Source organism: uncultured Marivita sp., assembly GCF_947488135.1.
Lineage (GTDB): Bacteria > Pseudomonadota > Alphaproteobacteria > Rhodobacterales > Rhodobacteraceae > Marivita.
Window position 1 is genome coordinate 1,390,633 of sequence record NZ_CANKYW010000001.1, and the last position, 15,821, is coordinate 1,406,453.

Here is a 15,821-nt window from a genome sequence, read left to right on the forward strand (position 1 = left end):
CGTATCATCAATCCGTGTAACTTCGCGTTACTGTTGCGGCTGTTCCAGCGCCGTGATCTCGTCATAGGCTGCGGTGAAACCCGACAGCGACATCGTCACGGTGACGCGCTGATCCGGCGCCAGGGCCGGAACGATCGTCACATTGGCCGCGGCACCGCGCCGGAACGCAGCCACGTCTTCGGCGGTAAAGCCGACGCGGGCATAACAGCCAACGGCGGTGCAGAAGGAAAAGTCATAGCGCTTGGCTTGACCGGAATCGACACGTACGTTCAGCTTTTCGGTGAGCAGCGTCTCGAGCGGAACAACGAAGGTACCACCCGCCGCGACCTGTCCACCATTGTTGAGGCGGAAGATGCTGACCTCGGCCACGTTGCCGCCGTTCTGGTCTTTCAACAGTTGGTACATCTGGCAAGGCTCGGGGCCTTCCTCGACGCGCAGACACTGAACCGCCCAGTCACCGTGGGTTGCCTTGACATAGGTGTTGTCATTGGAGGCCGCATCGTTCACCGGCTCGCCGGTATCGAGAACCGACAGGTCCTCGCTGCTCGACGGTGCGTCTTCGGCGGGGGTCTCCGCCGCGGGGGCCTCCTCGGCAGGGGCATTCGCTGCCGGAGCCTCTTCGTTGGTGGTATTCTCTTGCGCCATCGAAAAGCCTGCCAGGGTGAGGCTTGCGATCGTGGTCAGAAGAAAGAGCGGTTTGGTCATAAAGTCTACTCCGAAGCATCGGTCACGTTTGAGCGTGCGTTATCATGGAGAGCGCAGAGTGTCAGGCCCAATCGCAAAGAGGTGACTGCCCGTACGGCGGATTCTTGCAGCTTAAACCGACGGGTGTTTCAACCTCGAAAGTTCGCGTGATGCGTGAATGCCATCTTGCATGTGCCTGAAAGTAAAAGGGAAGCCGCAGTGGTGCGTCTTCCCTTTCGTGCTCCCTGTCGGACCGGCCGACTATTATTGCGGTGACGCTACGAAATGAAATCCACAGCGTCAACAGGCAAAATTCAAACGTGAATTCACAAAAAAGGGCCGCGCCTCGCAGCGCGGCCAGTCCAACAGGGAGGATTGCCCGAACTGCAAGAGGATCAAAACGGTTCGGGCAAAAAACATACTGGCGGCAAAAGGTTAAGATTGTATGTTCGGAGCCTGAATGCAGGGTTGAGGGGATGCTCATGGAAAATGGTGTTTTTGTCGGCGGCGGAGGCGAGGGCTACGGCACCAAACAGTGGTTGCGCCTGGATTACGCCAACCGGCACGGTCTTGTCGCCGGCGCCACCGGTACCGGGAAAACCGTGACACTCCAGATCCTCGCCGAAGGGTTTTCGGCCCACGGTGTTCCGGTCTTCATGGCTGATGTGAAAGGCGATCTGTCCGGGCTGTCGAAACCCGGCAGCGCCGACTTCAAACTGCATCAGCCCTTCACCGACCGCGCCGCCACCATCGGGTTCGACGATTACACCTATTCCGCCTTTCCGGTGACGTTCTGGGATCTCTTCGGCGATCAAGGGCATCCGATCCGCACCACGGTCGCGGAAATGGGTCCGCTTCTCATCTCGCGCCTGCTCGAGCTTTCAGAGGCGCAGGAAGGCATCCTGAACATCGCGTTCCGCGTGGCGGACGAAGAAGGTCTTCCGCTTCTGGACCTCAAGGACCTGCAATCCATGCTGGTCTGGCTGGGGGAAAACCGGGACAGCGTATCGCTCCGCTACGGCAATATCGCGGTGCAATCCGTGGGCGCGATCCAGCGGCGGTTGCTGGTACTGGAAAACCAGGGCGGCGCCGATTTCTTCGGTGAGCCTGCGCTGGAGCTGCGGGATTTGATGCGCACCGACGCGAACGGGCAGGGCCAGATCAACATCCTGGCCGCCGACAAGCTGATGGGGTCGCCACGGCTTTACGCGACCTTCCTGCTGTGGCTTCTGTCCGAGCTGTTCGAGGAACTGCCGGAGGTGGGGGATCCGGACAAGCCCAAGCTGGTCTTCTTCTTCGATGAGGCGCACCTGCTTTTCGACGACGCGCCCAAGGCGCTGGTGGACAAGGTCGAACAGGTGGCGCGCCTCATCCGGTCAAAGGGTGTCGGCGTCTACTTCATCACCCAGAACCCAGATGACATTCCCGAGGACATCCTCGGCCAGCAGGGCAACCGCGTGCAGCATGCGCTGCGCGCCTTCACCGCTCGCGACCGCAAGGCGCTGCGCATGGCGGCCGAGACGTACCGCGAGAACCCGGCCTTCGACACCGAACAAGCGATCCGGGAAGTGGGTGTGGGTGAGGCCGTGACCTCGCTGCTCGAACGCAAGGGGATCCCCGGCATGGTTGAACGCACCCTGATCCGGCCCCCGTCCTCGCAGCTTGGCCCCATTACCCCCGCCGAACGCGGCGGCATCATGGGCGCGAGCGATCTGGGCGACAAATACGCGACCAAGCTCGACCGGAAATCGGCGTTCGAGATCCTGGCCCACCGCACGCAAGAGGCCGCCGAAGCCGCGGAACAGGCCGAGCGCAAGGAAGCCGATCTCGACGCGGCGATGCGCGAATACATCGCCGGGCGACGCTACACCGGCACGCGCGTCGGACGGTCCACGTCGCAACCGACCCGGAGCCGCCGAAGCAGCCGTAAGGACGAAAGTTTCGGCGAGGCGATTGCCAATGTCGTCGTGAAGGAACTCAAGGGCACGACGGGGCGGCGCATCGTGCGTGGCATTCTGGGCGGGCTCTTCAAAGCCCGCTAGCACTGGTTCTTTGCCGGACCCCGGGCTAAGTGAAAGGCGCACGTCAAGACGAAGGCCAATCCATGCCCACCGATACCAGAACCGATGCCGACATCGCCGCGGACGAACGCCGTTCGGGCCTGCGCACCATCCGTAAGGTCGGGCCGTATCTCTGGCCGGCCGACAAGCCGTGGGTCAAACGGCGCGTGGTTATCGCGCTGGTCTGTCTCGTCACCGCGAAAATCGTCAACGTGCTTGCGCCGCTTCTGTTCGGCCGTGCGGTCGATGCGCTGAGCGGTGAAGTGTCCGATCTCATGCTGGGCGGCATCGGCTTGACGCTGGCCTATGGCATGGCGCGCCTGATGAATGTCGGGTTTCAGCAATTGCGCGATGGCGTCTTTGCCAAGGTCGGGCAACGCGCGCTGCGCACGCTGGCGCTCGAGACCTTCACACATATCCACCGCCTGTCGATGCGCTACCACATCACGCGCAAGACCGGCGGGCTGAGCCGGATCATCGAACGCGGGGTGAAAGGCGTCGACTTCCTGTTGCGCTTCATGCTGTTCAGCGTCGGGCCGCTGATCCTCGAACTGGCGCTGGTGATGGGCTTCCTGTGGTTCCTCCTCGATGTGCGCTACATGGGTGTCGTCATGGTGACCATCGTGATCTACGTCTGGTTCACTTTCAAGGTCACCGAATGGCGGGTCCGCCTGCGGCGCGAGATGAACGCACAGGACACGGACGCGAACCAGAAGGCGATCGACAGCCTGCTCAACTTCGAAACCGTCAAGTATTTCGGCGCCGAGACCCGCGAGGCGGATCGCTACGACACCTCCATGCGCGCCTACGAAGGGGCTGCGGTCAAGACCGCGACCTCGCTTGCTTTTCTCAACTTTGGCCAAAGCCTCATCATCACCGCCGGGCTGGTCACGGTCATGGTTATGGCGGCGCTTGGGGTGCAGAACGGCACCCTGACCGTGGGCGATTTCGTCATGGTCAACGCCTACATGATCCAGATCACCATGCCGCTCAACTTCCTCGGTACGGTCTATCGCGAGATCCGCCAGGCGCTTGTCGATATGGGCGAGATGTTTGATCTGCTGGAACAGCCGCAGGAGGTGTCGGACAAGCCCAATGCGCCTGACTTACATGTCACGCAAGGCGCGGTGCGGTTCGACGATGTGAAATTCGGGTACGATCCGAAACGGCCCATTCTGAAGGGCGTGTCACTCGAAGTGGGGGCGGGGCAGAACGTGGCGCTTGTCGGGCCCTCGGGATCGGGGAAGTCCACCATCGGGCGTTTGCTCTTCCGGTTCTACGATGTCAGCGGCGGGTCGGTGAAGATTGACGGTCAGGACGTGCGCGACGTCACGCAGGACAGCCTGCACGACGCGATCGGCGTGGTGCCGCAGGACACCGTCCTGTTCAACGACACCATCCGCTACAACATCGCCTATGGGCGCGCCGATGCCAGCGAGGACGAGATCATCGCCGCAGCGCGGGCCGCCCAGATCCACGACTTCATCTTGTCGCTACCCGAAGGTTATGACACGATGGTGGGCGAACGCGGTCTGAAGCTGTCGGGCGGTGAGAAACAGCGCGTCGGCATCGCGCGGACACTTCTCAAGAACCCGCCGATCCTCATTCTCGACGAGGCGACCTCGGCGCTGGACTCCGAAACCGAGTCCTCCATTCAAGGGGCGCTGAAGCTCGCTGGTGAAGGCCGCACGGTCATTACCATCGCGCACCGGCTGTCGACCATCGCCGATGCCGACCGGATCGTCGTGCTGGAAAACGGGCGGGTCGTCGAAGAGGGCACGCATGACAGTCTGCTGGCGCGGCAGGGCCGTTACGCGGCCCTCTGGAACCGGCAGATGCAGGAAGAGGAAGCCGCCTGATCCGCGTCACCCGAGGGGGTTATTCGGCAGCCTGTATCGGGGGATTGGGGTCGTTGGCCCGACTTTGCCGAAGACGCAAGATGTTCTTCAGGTCTTCCAGCTTAGGTGCGCTGGAGAGACCGTCTTCGTACTCGGTATTCGGCACATCCTCATCGTCCCAAAGGATCGTCGGCGATTTGATTTTCTTCGCCGCGCGCTGCAATGCCCAATCACGGCCCGCACGGCTGGCCTTGCCGCCCCCCAGGCGCGCAAGCAACCGGAAGAACCACAGCGCGTAGGTGGTGAACCAGACCCGTGCGGCCAGCATCGACGGTGTGAAGACCAGCGTCAGCACCGTCGCGATGCCCAGCCCGAAGACCACCGCGGTCGCCAGTTGCTTCCACCAGAGCGCGGTCGGGCTGTCGATGGAATACCCCCCGCCGTAGAAGTCGAGGCTAAGCCCGAACATCATCGGCGCAAGGCCCGCCATGGTGGTGATCGTGGTCAGCAGGACCGGGCGGATGCGATCCTCGGCGGTGCGCACGATGGCTTCGATCCGCGGCATGTAGCGCGCGTATTCCTGGTAGGTGTCGATCAGAACGATGTTGTTGTTCACGACGATCCCCGCCAGGGCGACGATCCCCGTTCCCGTCATGATGATGCTGAAGGTCTGATCCATGACCAGCATCCCGATCAGCACGCCGGTCGTGGAAAGAACCACCGCCAGAAGCACGAGAACCGCGTTGTAGAAGCTGTTGAACTGCGCCAGCAGGATGATGAACATCAGCCCGAGCGCGGCCATGAAGGCGCTGCTCAGGAAGGCTTGGCTTTCAGCCTGTTCTTCCTGATCCCCGGTCCATTCCCAGTCCACACCGGGAAGCGGATCGGTCTCAAGCCATGTTGTGAGTTCGGCGATACGTTCGTTGGCATTGACCGGAACGATCCGCGCGCCGTCCTCAAGCGCTTGGGTGACACTGGCTTCTGTCGAAGCGCTAGGATCAAGGAGATCATAACGCGTCCCATTCGGGCCTTCGATGGCACCGCCGTCGCGCTCTTTCAGGACTGTTAGGGTTGCCGGGCCGCCACCCCCGTCCACAACCACCTTCGACAGTCCGGGCAGCACATCCGCCTTCACGTCGAAATAGCGTTTCTGATCGACGCGGTTGATCTCGGCCAGTTTCGCCACCGGCGTGCGGGTGATGAAGTTGGAGAGCGGCACCAGCCCGTCCTCGGTTCGCACCCGCAGCGTGTCGAGCGTGGACAGGAACCGTTCCTCTTCGGGCAGACGCACACGGATCTCGATCTCTTCGTCCGAACTGTCCACCCGCATCGTGTCAAGGAGGATGCCGCGCGTGACAAGCTGCACCATTGCGCCGACCACAGCGACATTGGCGCCGTAGCGGCCGGCTTTTTCGACATCAACGTCGATTTGCCAGTCGATGCCGGGCAGGGGCAACGTGTCCTCGATCAGGGTTAGACCGGGTGTCGATTCAAACTTTTCGCGGGCCTGCATGGTGGAGGCTACCAGCGTGTCCCAATCCTCGGCCTTGAGCCTCAGATGCACGGGCTTGCCATTCGCCGGGCCCATATTCTGGGACAGGATCTCGATTTGGACACCGGGAATGGCCTGAAGCTGTTCCGTCAATTCTTCGAGCACGATATCGCCATCGAGATCGGGACGATCCGCGCGGTCTTCCCACGGAATGGTCTCGAGCTGGACCTGGCCGATGGTGTCTTTTGGCACGGCAGACCCACTCGAATCGGTATTCAGGCCGCCTTCGCCCGCAAAGGAAAACGCATTTTTGATGCCGGGATGGGCCAGAACGATCTGTTCGGCGCGCCGCACCAGCGCGTCTTTCTCCTCTAGGCTGAGATTGCCGCGGGCGCGCACGTAGACGATGGCCTGTTCGGGCTCGGATTCGACAAAGAATTCCACGCCATTGTTGTTCTGGCCGAAATAGGTGAACACGCTGAATACGAACGCCAGCACCGCGATCCCGGCAACGATCGGCATGATGGGGTTGCCGGCGATAAACTTGATGAAATGGCCGAACACCGTCCGGCGGCGACGCCCTTCGATCTTGGTGCGTTTCCACTTGATCGACGCGGCATCCAGCACGATGGAGGCCAGCACCGATCCGATGAGAAACAGAACCACGCCCGGAAGATGCGCGAGAGCGCCGTCTGAGATTGGCGGAAACAGGAATCCGGGATCGAGCAGCATCAGCGCCCCAAGGAACAGCATGCCCAGAACCACCGGCACCATCACTGCGCGCACGATCCATGACGTACGGGCGCGCAATCCCTGCGAGGCGCGGTCCAGCATGCGCGAAAAGCGCCCGGTCACTCCGCCCATGACCGGCAGGTAGATCAGCGCCACCACGAGGGATGCCGACAACACGAAGATCAGCGTGACCGGCAACATCCCCATGAATTCCCCCGGCACACCGGGCCAGAAGAGCATCGGAAGGAAGGCGCAAAGTGTCGTTGCGGTAGAGCTGACCACCGGCCAGAACATCCGCTTGGCTGCCTCGACATAGGCGTGCATCGGGCCTGAGCCTTCGCTGATCCGCTTGTCGGCGTATTCGACCACGACGATGGCGCCGTCGACCAGCATCCCCACCGCGAGGATGAGACCGAACATCACGATGTTCGAGATGCTCACCCCCATGATCGTGAGAAACACGAAGCAAAGCAGGAACGAGGTCGGGATCGCGAACCCCACAAGCAGCGCCGCCCGCAGGCCAAGCGCGGCAAGTACCACGATCATCACTAGTGCCACCGCCGTCAGAACAGAGCCCTCGAGCTGCCGCACCATGCTGTTCACGATACGGGATTGGTCGTTGGACGTGCCCACCGTGACCGCCGCCTGCAATTCCGGCGGCCAGTTTGCTTCGGCGGCGGCGACCTCGGCCTTCACGGCATCCGCCGTGTCGATCAGGTTGAAGCCCTTGCGCTTGACCACCTGCAAGGCCAGCGTTTTCTCGCCATTGAACCGCGCCGTGCCTTCGCGATCCTCGAAGGTCAGGTTGATCGTCGCCAGATCGCCCAGCGTGACAACGCGGTCGCCGTTCACCTTGACGGGCAGGTCATAGACATCGCGCTGGTCGTCGAAACTCGACGGGATCTTGACCGCGAAACTTCCCTGATCGCTACGCACTTCGCCCGCCGCGATCAGCTGGTTGTTGTTCTGGACCACATTGATCAACTCGCTTGCCGTGACGTTGTAGCTTTCGAGCTTGAGTGGATCGATCACCACCTCCAGCATTTCGTCGCGATTTCCCGCAATCCCGGCCTCAAGAACGGAATCAAGACCCTCCAGCCGGTCCTGCAAATCCTTCGCCACCCGCGCCATGGTGCGTTCGGGCACCGGGCCGGTCAGGTTCACGATGACGATGGGAAATTCGGAGAAGTTGATCTCGTTAATCGAATACTGCTCGGCCCCGTCGGGAAACTTGGCCTGCGCCTTGTTCATCGCGTCGCGCACATCGGCCATGACCCGCGTTTTGTCCCAGCCAAACTCGAACTCCAGCGCGACACCCGCATACCCCTCGGCCGCGGTGCCCGATATGGTCTTGAGCCCGTCAAGATCGGCAAGCTCGGTCTCCATCGGCTTGACCAGAAGCGTCTCGCTGTCCGCCGCCGAGATGCCGGGAAACACGGTCGAAACGAAGAGTGCCGGGATTTCGATGTCCGGCTCGCCTTCCTTGGGCAGTTGATCGTAGGCGAAGTAACCGATGGTCAGGGACAGCGCGATGAAGGCCAACACCATGCGCGCACGTTCGGCGGCCCAATCGACGATCCCGGTCATTGGATGACCTCTTCAAAACTGGGGGCAACGGTCACGCCATCGGTGACGAATTCCTGCCCGACGGTGATCACGTCGACCTGATCGGGCAGGCCGGTGACATAAACGCCCTCGGGCGCATCGCGCAAAACCTCGACCGGCATGAAGAGGGCGGCGCTGTTCTCGTCGATCGTCCGCACGCCCAAGGTACCTTCGTCGTTCAGCGTCAGCGAGGATGCGGCCAGCACATGCGCCATGACGCCCCGGGACTGGATCAGGATCTCGGCTGTTTGCCCATCGCGAATGGCGAGGTCCGGATTCGGCACGGTCAGTTCCACCCGGAAGGTTCGGGTCGTCGGATCGGCGGACCGGGACAGAAAGCTCACACGCGCCTGAAGGTCCGGGCCTTCGTTCAACCGCGCCCCGGCCATCGCGCCGACCTCGACACGGCTGACCGCATTTTCGGGCACGAAGCCCACCACCTTGATCGGATCGAGCTGGATCACCGTGGCGCAGAGACCACCCGGTTGCAAAAGACTGCCCAGTTCGGCGGTGTCGGTCTCAAGAACGCCCGAGAAAGGCGCCGTGATCTGCAAGCGGTCGAGTTCGGTCTGGGCGCGGATGACGGCGGCCTCGGCGGATTCGATGCTGGCCTGCAAGCCATCCAAACCCGCCTCTGCCGCCTTGACCCCGGCTTCTGCCGTGCTGATCGCGGCCTGCGCGCTTTGCACCGCGGCTTCGGTATTTGCGACCCGCGTCTGGCTGGCAAAGCCACCTTGGCTCAGCCGATCGGCGGCGACAGCATTGATGCGCGCCTCCTCCAGCTGCGCCCGCGCCTCGGCCAATCGCGCCTCTGCCTCGGGGATACGCGCCTCAACCTCTGGCTGGCGTGCACGGGCCTCGGCCAGACGGGCCTGCGCCTCGGCCAGGCTGGATTGGCGTGTGCCCGGATCGATGGAACACAAAAGCTGACCTTCCTGAACGAACGCCCCCTTGCGCAAAGGCGGCGAGATGATCTTGCCGCTGACCTCGGCGACAACGGATACGTCCCGCGCCGCTTCGGTTTCGCCGCGCAGTCGCACCTGGGTGTCGATCTCGGTCGCCACCGACCGTTTCGCCATGACGCGCACGACGCCATCGGCGACGGCCTGCTCCGCCTCAACAGGTTCGGCCTCGGGGGCGGCGGCGACGGGCTCAGAGACGTCCTCGCGCGGGCTCAGGTCATAGACCAGCGCAAAAAAGCGCTCGCGTTCGATGACCAGGCCGAAAAGGACAGCCGCAACCAGACTGGCCGTGATCAGGGGGACTATACGCATCGGACGGACCTTGTGCCTGCTTTTTATCGTTCTGCGGGTACTGACCGCGTGGCGTGGTGGTGCGTTATTCGATCTCGCCACACGTCAAAAGACATATTAAAATTACCCTTTCCAGATTAGAGTTGACGTGCAGTCTTTTCAAGTTGAACGGAACAGTTCACCTGTCCGACAGAAATTGGTGTGACGTTGCTCGCACAGTATTTCAGCATCCGTGTTGCACGATGCGGGTAACGTTTTTGATTTCACACGCTCAAAACCCCGGCTTGGCACCTGCGCCGCAGCGCGGTATGAGGGGCGAAATTCACGCGCGTTCGGCAAGAAACGCACGTCAAAGGGGGCCTACCGGTGAGCGACACAGACAGTTTCATCAACGAAGTGACCGAAGAGGTCCGTCGCGACCGGCTTTTCGGGTTGATGCGCCGCTATGGCTGGATTGCGGTTCTGTTGGTGCTTTTGCTCGTGGGCGGCACCGCCTATCGCGAATACAGCCGCGCGACCGAAGCAGCGCGCGCGCAAGCCTTCGGCGACGCGATCCTTGCCGCGCTTGAAAACGACGCAGCGGCCGACCGCGTGGCGGCACTCGACCAGATCGACGCACCTACCGCCGAAGGTGCCGCAGTGCTCGACATGCTGATCGCTGCCGAAGAGGCGCTTGACGGCAACGGCGAAGCCGCGTCGCAACGTCTGAACGCGACGGCGACCAACGGCGATCTGCCCGAGATTTACCGCCAGATCGCGAGCTTCAAAGCGCTCACGCGCCCCGAAACACCACTGAGCGCGGATGAACGCCGTGTCGCGTTCGAAGCGATGGCCAGCCCGGGCGCGCCGTTGCGCCTTCTGGCGGAAGAGCAACTGGCGCTTCTGGACATCGAGGCCGGAAACACCGAGGCCGCATTGACGCGGCTCACCGCACTTCTGGCGGACTCTGAACTGACAGCAGGCTTGCGCCGACGCGCTTCTCAGTTGATTGTGGCGCTGGGGGGCGAGATCGAGGCGTCCTGATCGGTAGGCTCATAAGAGCCGCGACGCGACAAAAAGACGAGGGCAGGGCAGTGCAAGCAAAGTTTATCCTGGCAAGCGTGGTGGCAACCGGCCTTCTGGCGGCCTGCACGGAACGCGAGGTCATCCTGCCGGGCGAACGGCTCGGCGTGCGGGAAATCCTGCAAGAGAACGACGCGGGTACCTCCGCGGTCTCTGCCAACGTCACCGCGCCGGCAAACCTTCCCGCGACGGTCAATAACGCCTCCTGGGCGCAAAGCCATGTCAGCCCATCCTCCCGCGTTGCCAATGCCGCGCTGTCCGCGAACCTGACGCCGATCTGGTCCACGTCGATCGGGCAGGGCGACCGGCGCCGCGCGCGGATCATCACCGATCCGGTCGTGGCCGACGGGCGCATTTTCACCATCGACAGCGCCGGACGGGTCTCTGCCACCTCCACGAATGGGGCCGCGCTTTGGTCCTATAGCTTGGTGCCGCTGCGCGATGACGCGTCGCAAGCGCTGGCGGGTGGTCTGGCCTATGACAACGGGCGGCTTTACGTGACCTCCGGCTTTGGCACGCTGTCGGCCATCGACGCGGCAACCGGTCGGGAAATCTGGACGCAAAAACTTCAGGCCACCGCAACGGGCGCGCCCACCGTTTATGGCGGGCTGGTCTATGTCGTCGCCGGGGACAGCACCGCCTGGGCGATCGAGGCGTACGACGGCCGTGTTCGCTGGCAGTCCGACGGGCTGGGCGACATCGGCAACGTCGCCGGCGCCGCGCCTCCCGCCGTGGATGACACCCATGTGGTGTTCTCGTTCGGCAGTGGCGCCGTGCAAGGCGCGTTCCGCCAGGGTGGTCTGCGGCTCTGGAGCGTGGACATCGTGGGCGCGCGCAAGGGATTTGCCATCGCATTGGTCGATGACATCACCGGTTACCCGGTGATCGCGGGCAACACGGTCTATGCGGGCAATCATTCAGGACGCGTCGTGGCGCTCAACATCAATTCCGGCGAACGCCTCTGGACGGCACAGCACGGCGCGCTCGACCCGGTCTGGCCGGCGGGCAACTCGGTCTATTTCGTCTCCGACCTCAACGAACTGATCCGTCTCGACGCCACCGATGGCTCGCAAATCTGGGCGGTGGACCTGCCGGGCTACGAACCCGTACGCCGTCCGCAGCGACGCCGCGATTCGGCCTACACCAATCACGGGCCGATCCTCGCGGGCGGGCGTCTGATCGTGGCGTCCTCGGACGGGCTGATCCGGTCCTTCGATCCGGCCTCTGGCGACCTGATCGGCCAGACCGAGATCCGGGGCGGTGCCACAACGCGCCCGGTGGTGGCGAATGGCACGCTCTATGTCGTGTCGACCAACGGTGTGCTGCACGCCTATCGCTGACCCCTTTCACAGGCGCGGGAAATAGGCTAGGCGGGCGGCTCGAATTCAATCGAAGCCCAAACCGGAGCCCTGCGCGCCCATGTCCTTCACCCTTGCCATCGTCGGTCGACCCAATGTCGGCAAGTCGACCCTGTTCAACCGACTGGTCGGCAAACGGCTTGCCTTGGTCGATGACCAGCCGGGCGTGACGCGCGACCTGCGCGAAGGCGCGGCCAAGCTGGGCGATCTGCGCTTCACCGTGATCGACACCGCCGGTCTGGAAGAGGCAACCGACGAAAGCCTGCCGGGCCGGATGCGCAAGCTGACCGAACGCGCGGTGGACATGGCCGACATCTGTCTTTTCCTGATCGACGCGCGCGTGGGTGTCACCCCCGCCGACGAGGTGCTGGCCGAGATCCTGCGAAAACGCTCCGCCCACGTGATCCTTGGTGCCAACAAGGCCGAAGGCAACGCAGCCGAGGCCGGTGTGCTCGAAGCTTACGGGCTTGGTCTTGGCGAACCGCTGCGCATCTCCGCCGAACATGGCGAAGGGATGCCGGATCTCTATGGCGTGCTTCAACCGCTCGCCGATGCGTTCAAGGAACGCGCCGACGCGGACGCACCCGAGACCGAGGTCGATGTGGGCGAAGACGATCCCGACGCACCGCGCGCGATCACCAAGGCCAAGCCGCTGCAAATCGCCGTGGTGGGGCGGCCCAACGCGGGCAAGTCCACCCTGATCAACAAGATCCTCGGCGAGGACCGTCTACTGACCGGGCCAGAAGCGGGGATCACCCGTGACGCCATCTCTGTCCAGACGGAATGGGACGGCGTGCATATGCGCATCTTCGACACGGCGGGGATGCGCAAGAAGGCTAAGGTGCAGGAAAAGCTGGAAAAGCTGTCTGTATCCGATGGCCTGCGCGCGGTGAAATTCGCCGAGGTGGTCGTTGTCCTGCTCGACGCTGCCATTCCGTTCGAAAGTCAGGATTTGCGCATCGCGGATCTGGCCGAACGCGAGGGCCGTGCAGTTGTGATCGCGGTCAACAAGTGGGACATGGAAGACGACAAGCAGGACAAGTTGAAGATGCTGAAAGAGGAGTTCGAACGCCTCTTGCCGCAGCTTCGCGGTGCGCCGCTTGTCACCGTATCCGCCAAGACCGGACGCGGGCTGGACCGCCTGCAAGCGGCTATCGTCAAGGCGCATGACGTCTGGAATCGTCGCGTGACCACGGCGCAGTTGAACCGCTGGCTGGGTGGCATGGTCGAACAACACCCGCCCCCCGCGCCGCAGGGCAAGCGGATCAAGCTGCGCTATATGACCCAAGCGAAAACCCGCCCGCCGGGCTTTGTCGTCATGTGCTCGCATCCCGACAAGATGCCCGAAAGCTACAAGCGCTATCTCGTGAACGGCTTGCGGGACGATTTCGACATGCCCGGAACGCCGATCCGCCTGACGCTGCGCGGGCAGGGTGACAAGAACCCCTACAAGGGACGCCGCGAACGCAACGCGGGCGCGCTTAAAAAGCACCTCGGCAAGAACCGCGGCTGAGCGTCGTTTGGCCCGCCCTGCGTTTTTCGCGTGACAATCCGGGCCGCGCCTTGCTTAACTCCCGACCCCAAGCGGAGGTCGGGATATGTGCTGGAGTGAAACAGCCTCGGTCGGAATGGTGGCCATCGGCGGGGCGGCCACGGCGATCACCTATATGCGCGGCGATCCCAAGGCGATCTGGCTCACGATGGGCTATTTCACCGTCATGGAAGGGCTACAGGCGCTTGGCTACAGTTTTGTGGATCAATGCGGGTTGCCCGAGAACCGCGTCATCACGCAACTCTCTTATCTGCACATCGCGTTTCAGCCGCTGTTCATCAACGCCTTTGCGATGGCCATCGCGCCCGAGCCCGTATCCGTTCGCACGCAGCGATGGGTCTACGGGCTGAGCGCGCTGGCAACGGCCATCATGCTTTTCCGTCTCGTGCCGATCGAGGCGCTTGGCGCGTGCCGGCCCGGCGATATCCTGTGCGGCGCGGCGTGGTGCCTGGTTTCCGGCGAGTGGCATATCGGGTGGCAGGTGCCGCTGAACGATCTGTGGCGGAGCCTCGGGCTGCCGGTGCAATTCCCGCCCTACATGCTGACTGTTTTTGTCCTGCCCTTGGTCTACGGCGCATGGCGCTTCGTGGCGTTTCACGCGGTGGCGGGACCGCTGGTCGCCCGGTGGCTCACCGACAATCCCAACGAAATGCCCGCCATCTGGTGCCTGTTCTCCATCGGGATCCTGCTCATCGCGCTGAGCCCGTTTGTCCGGGTCAGACTATTCAAAGCGCATCAACCGGTCACGGCCTGACCCGACCCCACTCAAAAGCACCGCACCGCAGAGCCGTTCTGTGCCCGCCCGGATGTGCCGCGTTCAAGAGGGGCGGCGGAGATGGATGGATGACGCCGGGAAAAATTCCCCAGTAGCATCCGCCGCGCCGCTTGGACCGTCAGAAAAGGACGTGCGGCGGGGCCGTTCAGCGAGCCGTCATCGCGCCGACATGCGAAAACCTCGTGCAGATCGGATCGCTCTTCCGGGGTCAACGACTGAACGACCATCGGCCCAAGGTAAAGCGACTCCGATCGCAGACCGTTGGCGCGGATCACGTGGTGCCGATCCAGCGCGAAATGGACCCATGTGATCGCCCGCTTGCCCCGCATCTGCCGGATGCCCGGCAACCCCGTCAGCGCCTTGGCCGGAACGAAACATTCACGGTCGAACCGGGTTTCGAGTTGACCATGCCCGCCGACAAGGATGCGGTGCTGGGGCGACACGATCAGATCCCGCCCGGGCAACCCGGGGCCAAGCGCGTCGGTTCCGATCAGAATGGGTTTGTTTGCAGTCGCGACCCCATCCAGCGCGTGATGGCTGGATCTGATCCACCTGATGGCACAGGGGCCCGCATCCTGCGTGTCGACCAGATCGCCAATGGTCAGATCGGCGACCCGGGATGGCCCCGATGGCGTGTCTATTCTCGTGTCCGGCGCGTAGCAAACGAACTGGGTCTGCTCGATATTTTTGGCAGTATGTGCGTTGTCTTGAGCGTAAAGCGTGTCATACCCGCTTCCGCCGTCGAGGTTGTTCACCGACGGGCGGACGCCCAGTCTGATCGTGTCATTGCCATCGCTTGTCTTGACCGCATTGGCGACCAGATCATCCCCGAACGTGACGCTGTCATTCCCTGCCTTGGTGTCCATGTCGTGGAGTTTGGCGCGATCTCCGAAGACGATCGTGTCGTTGCCCGCACCCGCGTCGATATTCTTGAAGGTCGCGTCATCGCCGACCGTGACCGTGTCGGCGCTACCGCCCAGCTTCCAGTCCTTGTCGGTAAAGAACCCGTCGCCCAAAGTGATGGTGTTCGGACCATTCGTCGATCCGTCCATCTGCCCGAAGGAGACGTTGTCGCCCGCAGTCAGGGTCAGCGCATCGCTTGCTGTCGCATCGAGCTTGATGCCGGACAGATCAGCGTTGTCCGCAATGCCGACGTGCGCCGTCAGATCGGCTCCGACCTTGATGTCGAAAGTGTTGCTGTTCGAACCTGCGACCTGGATGTCGAACGTCGTAGGACCGGGACCTGCAGAGGCGAAGGTGATGTTGGCGTCTGCGGATGGATCGATGATGAAGATATCGCCATCATTTACCGTGATCGATTGGCCCGCGTGCAGTTCGTTCGGGCCGAGAGGAACCTGATCCTTCGAAACGATGATGTAGGTCGTCATTGTTGGCCCGATGTCTACCTGA

10 protein-coding genes are annotated in these 15,821 nt (G+C 62.7%); 6 read left to right on the forward strand and 4 right to left on the reverse strand.

Annotated elements, in window-relative coordinates:
• Positions 1 to 27 precede the first annotated feature (27 nt).
• Entirely contained in the window at positions 28 to 705 is a 678-nt protein-coding gene (locus Q1B16_RS06950) for an invasion associated locus B family protein (RefSeq protein WP_299785854.1), read from the reverse strand.
• 461 nt (positions 706 to 1,166) lie between these two features.
• On the opposite strand from Q1B16_RS06950, the gene Q1B16_RS06955 reads away from it, so the two are divergent.
• Together Q1B16_RS06955 and Q1B16_RS06960 are read left to right on the forward strand one after the other, a co-directional pair.
• The gene (locus Q1B16_RS06955) at positions 1,167 to 2,726 is read left to right on the forward strand and encodes a helicase HerA-like domain-containing protein (RefSeq protein ID WP_299785856.1); all 1,560 of its coding nucleotides are present in this window, start codon (positions 1,167 to 1,169) and stop codon (positions 2,724 to 2,726) included.
• Positions 2,727 to 2,788: 62 nt separating this feature from the next.
• A complete protein-coding gene (locus Q1B16_RS06960) occupies positions 2,789 to 4,603 on the forward strand; it encodes an ABC transporter ATP-binding protein/permease (RefSeq protein ID WP_299785858.1) in 1,815 nt (604 codons plus the stop codon).
• Positions 4,604 to 4,622: 19 nt separating this feature from the next.
• On the opposite strand, the gene Q1B16_RS06965 is transcribed toward Q1B16_RS06960, so the two are convergent.
• Together Q1B16_RS06965 and Q1B16_RS06970 are read right to left on the reverse strand one after the other, a co-directional pair.
• The gene (locus tag Q1B16_RS06965; RefSeq protein ID WP_299785860.1) at positions 4,623 to 8,393 is read right to left on the reverse strand and encodes an efflux RND transporter permease subunit; all 3,771 of its coding nucleotides are present in this window, start codon (positions 8,391 to 8,393) and stop codon (positions 4,623 to 4,625) included.
• Positions 8,390 to 9,685 (reverse strand): efflux RND transporter periplasmic adaptor subunit, encoded by a 1,296-nt coding sequence (locus Q1B16_RS06970; protein WP_299785862.1) that lies wholly within the window; start codon positions 9,683 to 9,685, stop codon positions 8,390 to 8,392. Before Q1B16_RS06970 ends, Q1B16_RS06965 begins: the two co-directional genes overlap by 4 nt.
• Before the next feature lie 345 nt (positions 9,686 to 10,030).
• Here Q1B16_RS06970 and Q1B16_RS06975 point away from each other — a divergent pair, with 345 nt between their 5' ends.
• The 4 genes from Q1B16_RS06975 to Q1B16_RS06990 all read left to right on the forward strand — a co-directional run bounded on the left by Q1B16_RS06975 (position 10,031) and on the right by Q1B16_RS06990 (position 14,390).
• A complete protein-coding gene (locus Q1B16_RS06975) occupies positions 10,031 to 10,687 on the forward strand; it encodes a hypothetical protein (protein WP_299785864.1) in 657 nt (218 codons plus the stop codon).
• A 50-nt stretch (positions 10,688 to 10,737) separates the two neighbouring features.
• The gene (locus Q1B16_RS06980) at positions 10,738 to 12,066 is read left to right on the forward strand and encodes a PQQ-like beta-propeller repeat protein (RefSeq protein WP_299785866.1); all 1,329 of its coding nucleotides are present in this window, start codon (positions 10,738 to 10,740) and stop codon (positions 12,064 to 12,066) included.
• A gap of 79 nt (positions 12,067 to 12,145) precedes the next feature.
• Positions 12,146 to 13,597, forward strand: a complete 1,452-nt coding sequence (der, locus tag Q1B16_RS06985; RefSeq protein WP_299785868.1) for a ribosome biogenesis GTPase Der — start codon at positions 12,146 to 12,148, stop codon at positions 13,595 to 13,597.
• An 85-nt stretch (positions 13,598 to 13,682) separates the two neighbouring features.
• Positions 13,683 to 14,390, forward strand: coding sequence for a DUF5765 domain-containing protein (locus Q1B16_RS06990; protein WP_299785870.1), 708 nt, complete (start codon positions 13,683 to 13,685; stop codon positions 14,388 to 14,390).
• Between the two features lie 11 nt (positions 14,391 to 14,401).
• On the opposite strand, the gene Q1B16_RS06995 is transcribed toward Q1B16_RS06990, so the two are convergent.
• On the reverse strand, positions 14,402 to 15,799 hold the full coding sequence (locus tag Q1B16_RS06995; protein ID WP_299785872.1) for a Hint domain-containing protein: 1,398 nt from the start codon (positions 15,797 to 15,799) through the stop codon (positions 14,402 to 14,404).
• Positions 15,800 to 15,821: the final 22 nt, after the last annotated feature.

Bases quoted from the DNA above. Each gene is read 5' to 3' on its own strand.
- Q1B16_RS06950 (WP_299785854.1), bottom strand. From the start codon at position 705: ATGACCAAACCGCTCTTTCTTCTGACCACGATCGCAAGCCTCACCCTG.
- Q1B16_RS06955 (WP_299785856.1), top strand. From the start codon at position 1,167: ATGGAAAATGGTGTTTTTGTCGGCGGCGGAGGCGAGGGCTACGGCACC.
- Q1B16_RS06960 (WP_299785858.1), top strand. From the start codon at position 2,789: ATGCCCACCGATACCAGAACCGATGCCGACATCGCCGCGGACGAACGC.
- Q1B16_RS06965 (WP_299785860.1), bottom strand. From the start codon at position 8,393: ATGACCGGGATCGTCGATTGGGCCGCCGAACGTGCGCGCATGGTGTTG.
- Q1B16_RS06970 (WP_299785862.1), bottom strand. From the start codon at position 9,685: ATGCGTATAGTCCCCCTGATCACGGCCAGTCTGGTTGCGGCTGTCCTT.
- der (WP_299785868.1), top strand. From the start codon at position 12,146: ATGTCCTTCACCCTTGCCATCGTCGGTCGACCCAATGTCGGCAAGTCG.
- Q1B16_RS06990 (WP_299785870.1), top strand. From the start codon at position 13,683: ATGTGCTGGAGTGAAACAGCCTCGGTCGGAATGGTGGCCATCGGCGGG.
- Q1B16_RS06995 (WP_299785872.1), bottom strand. From the start codon at position 15,799: ATGACGACCTACATCATCGTTTCGAAGGATCAGGTTCCTCTCGGCCCG.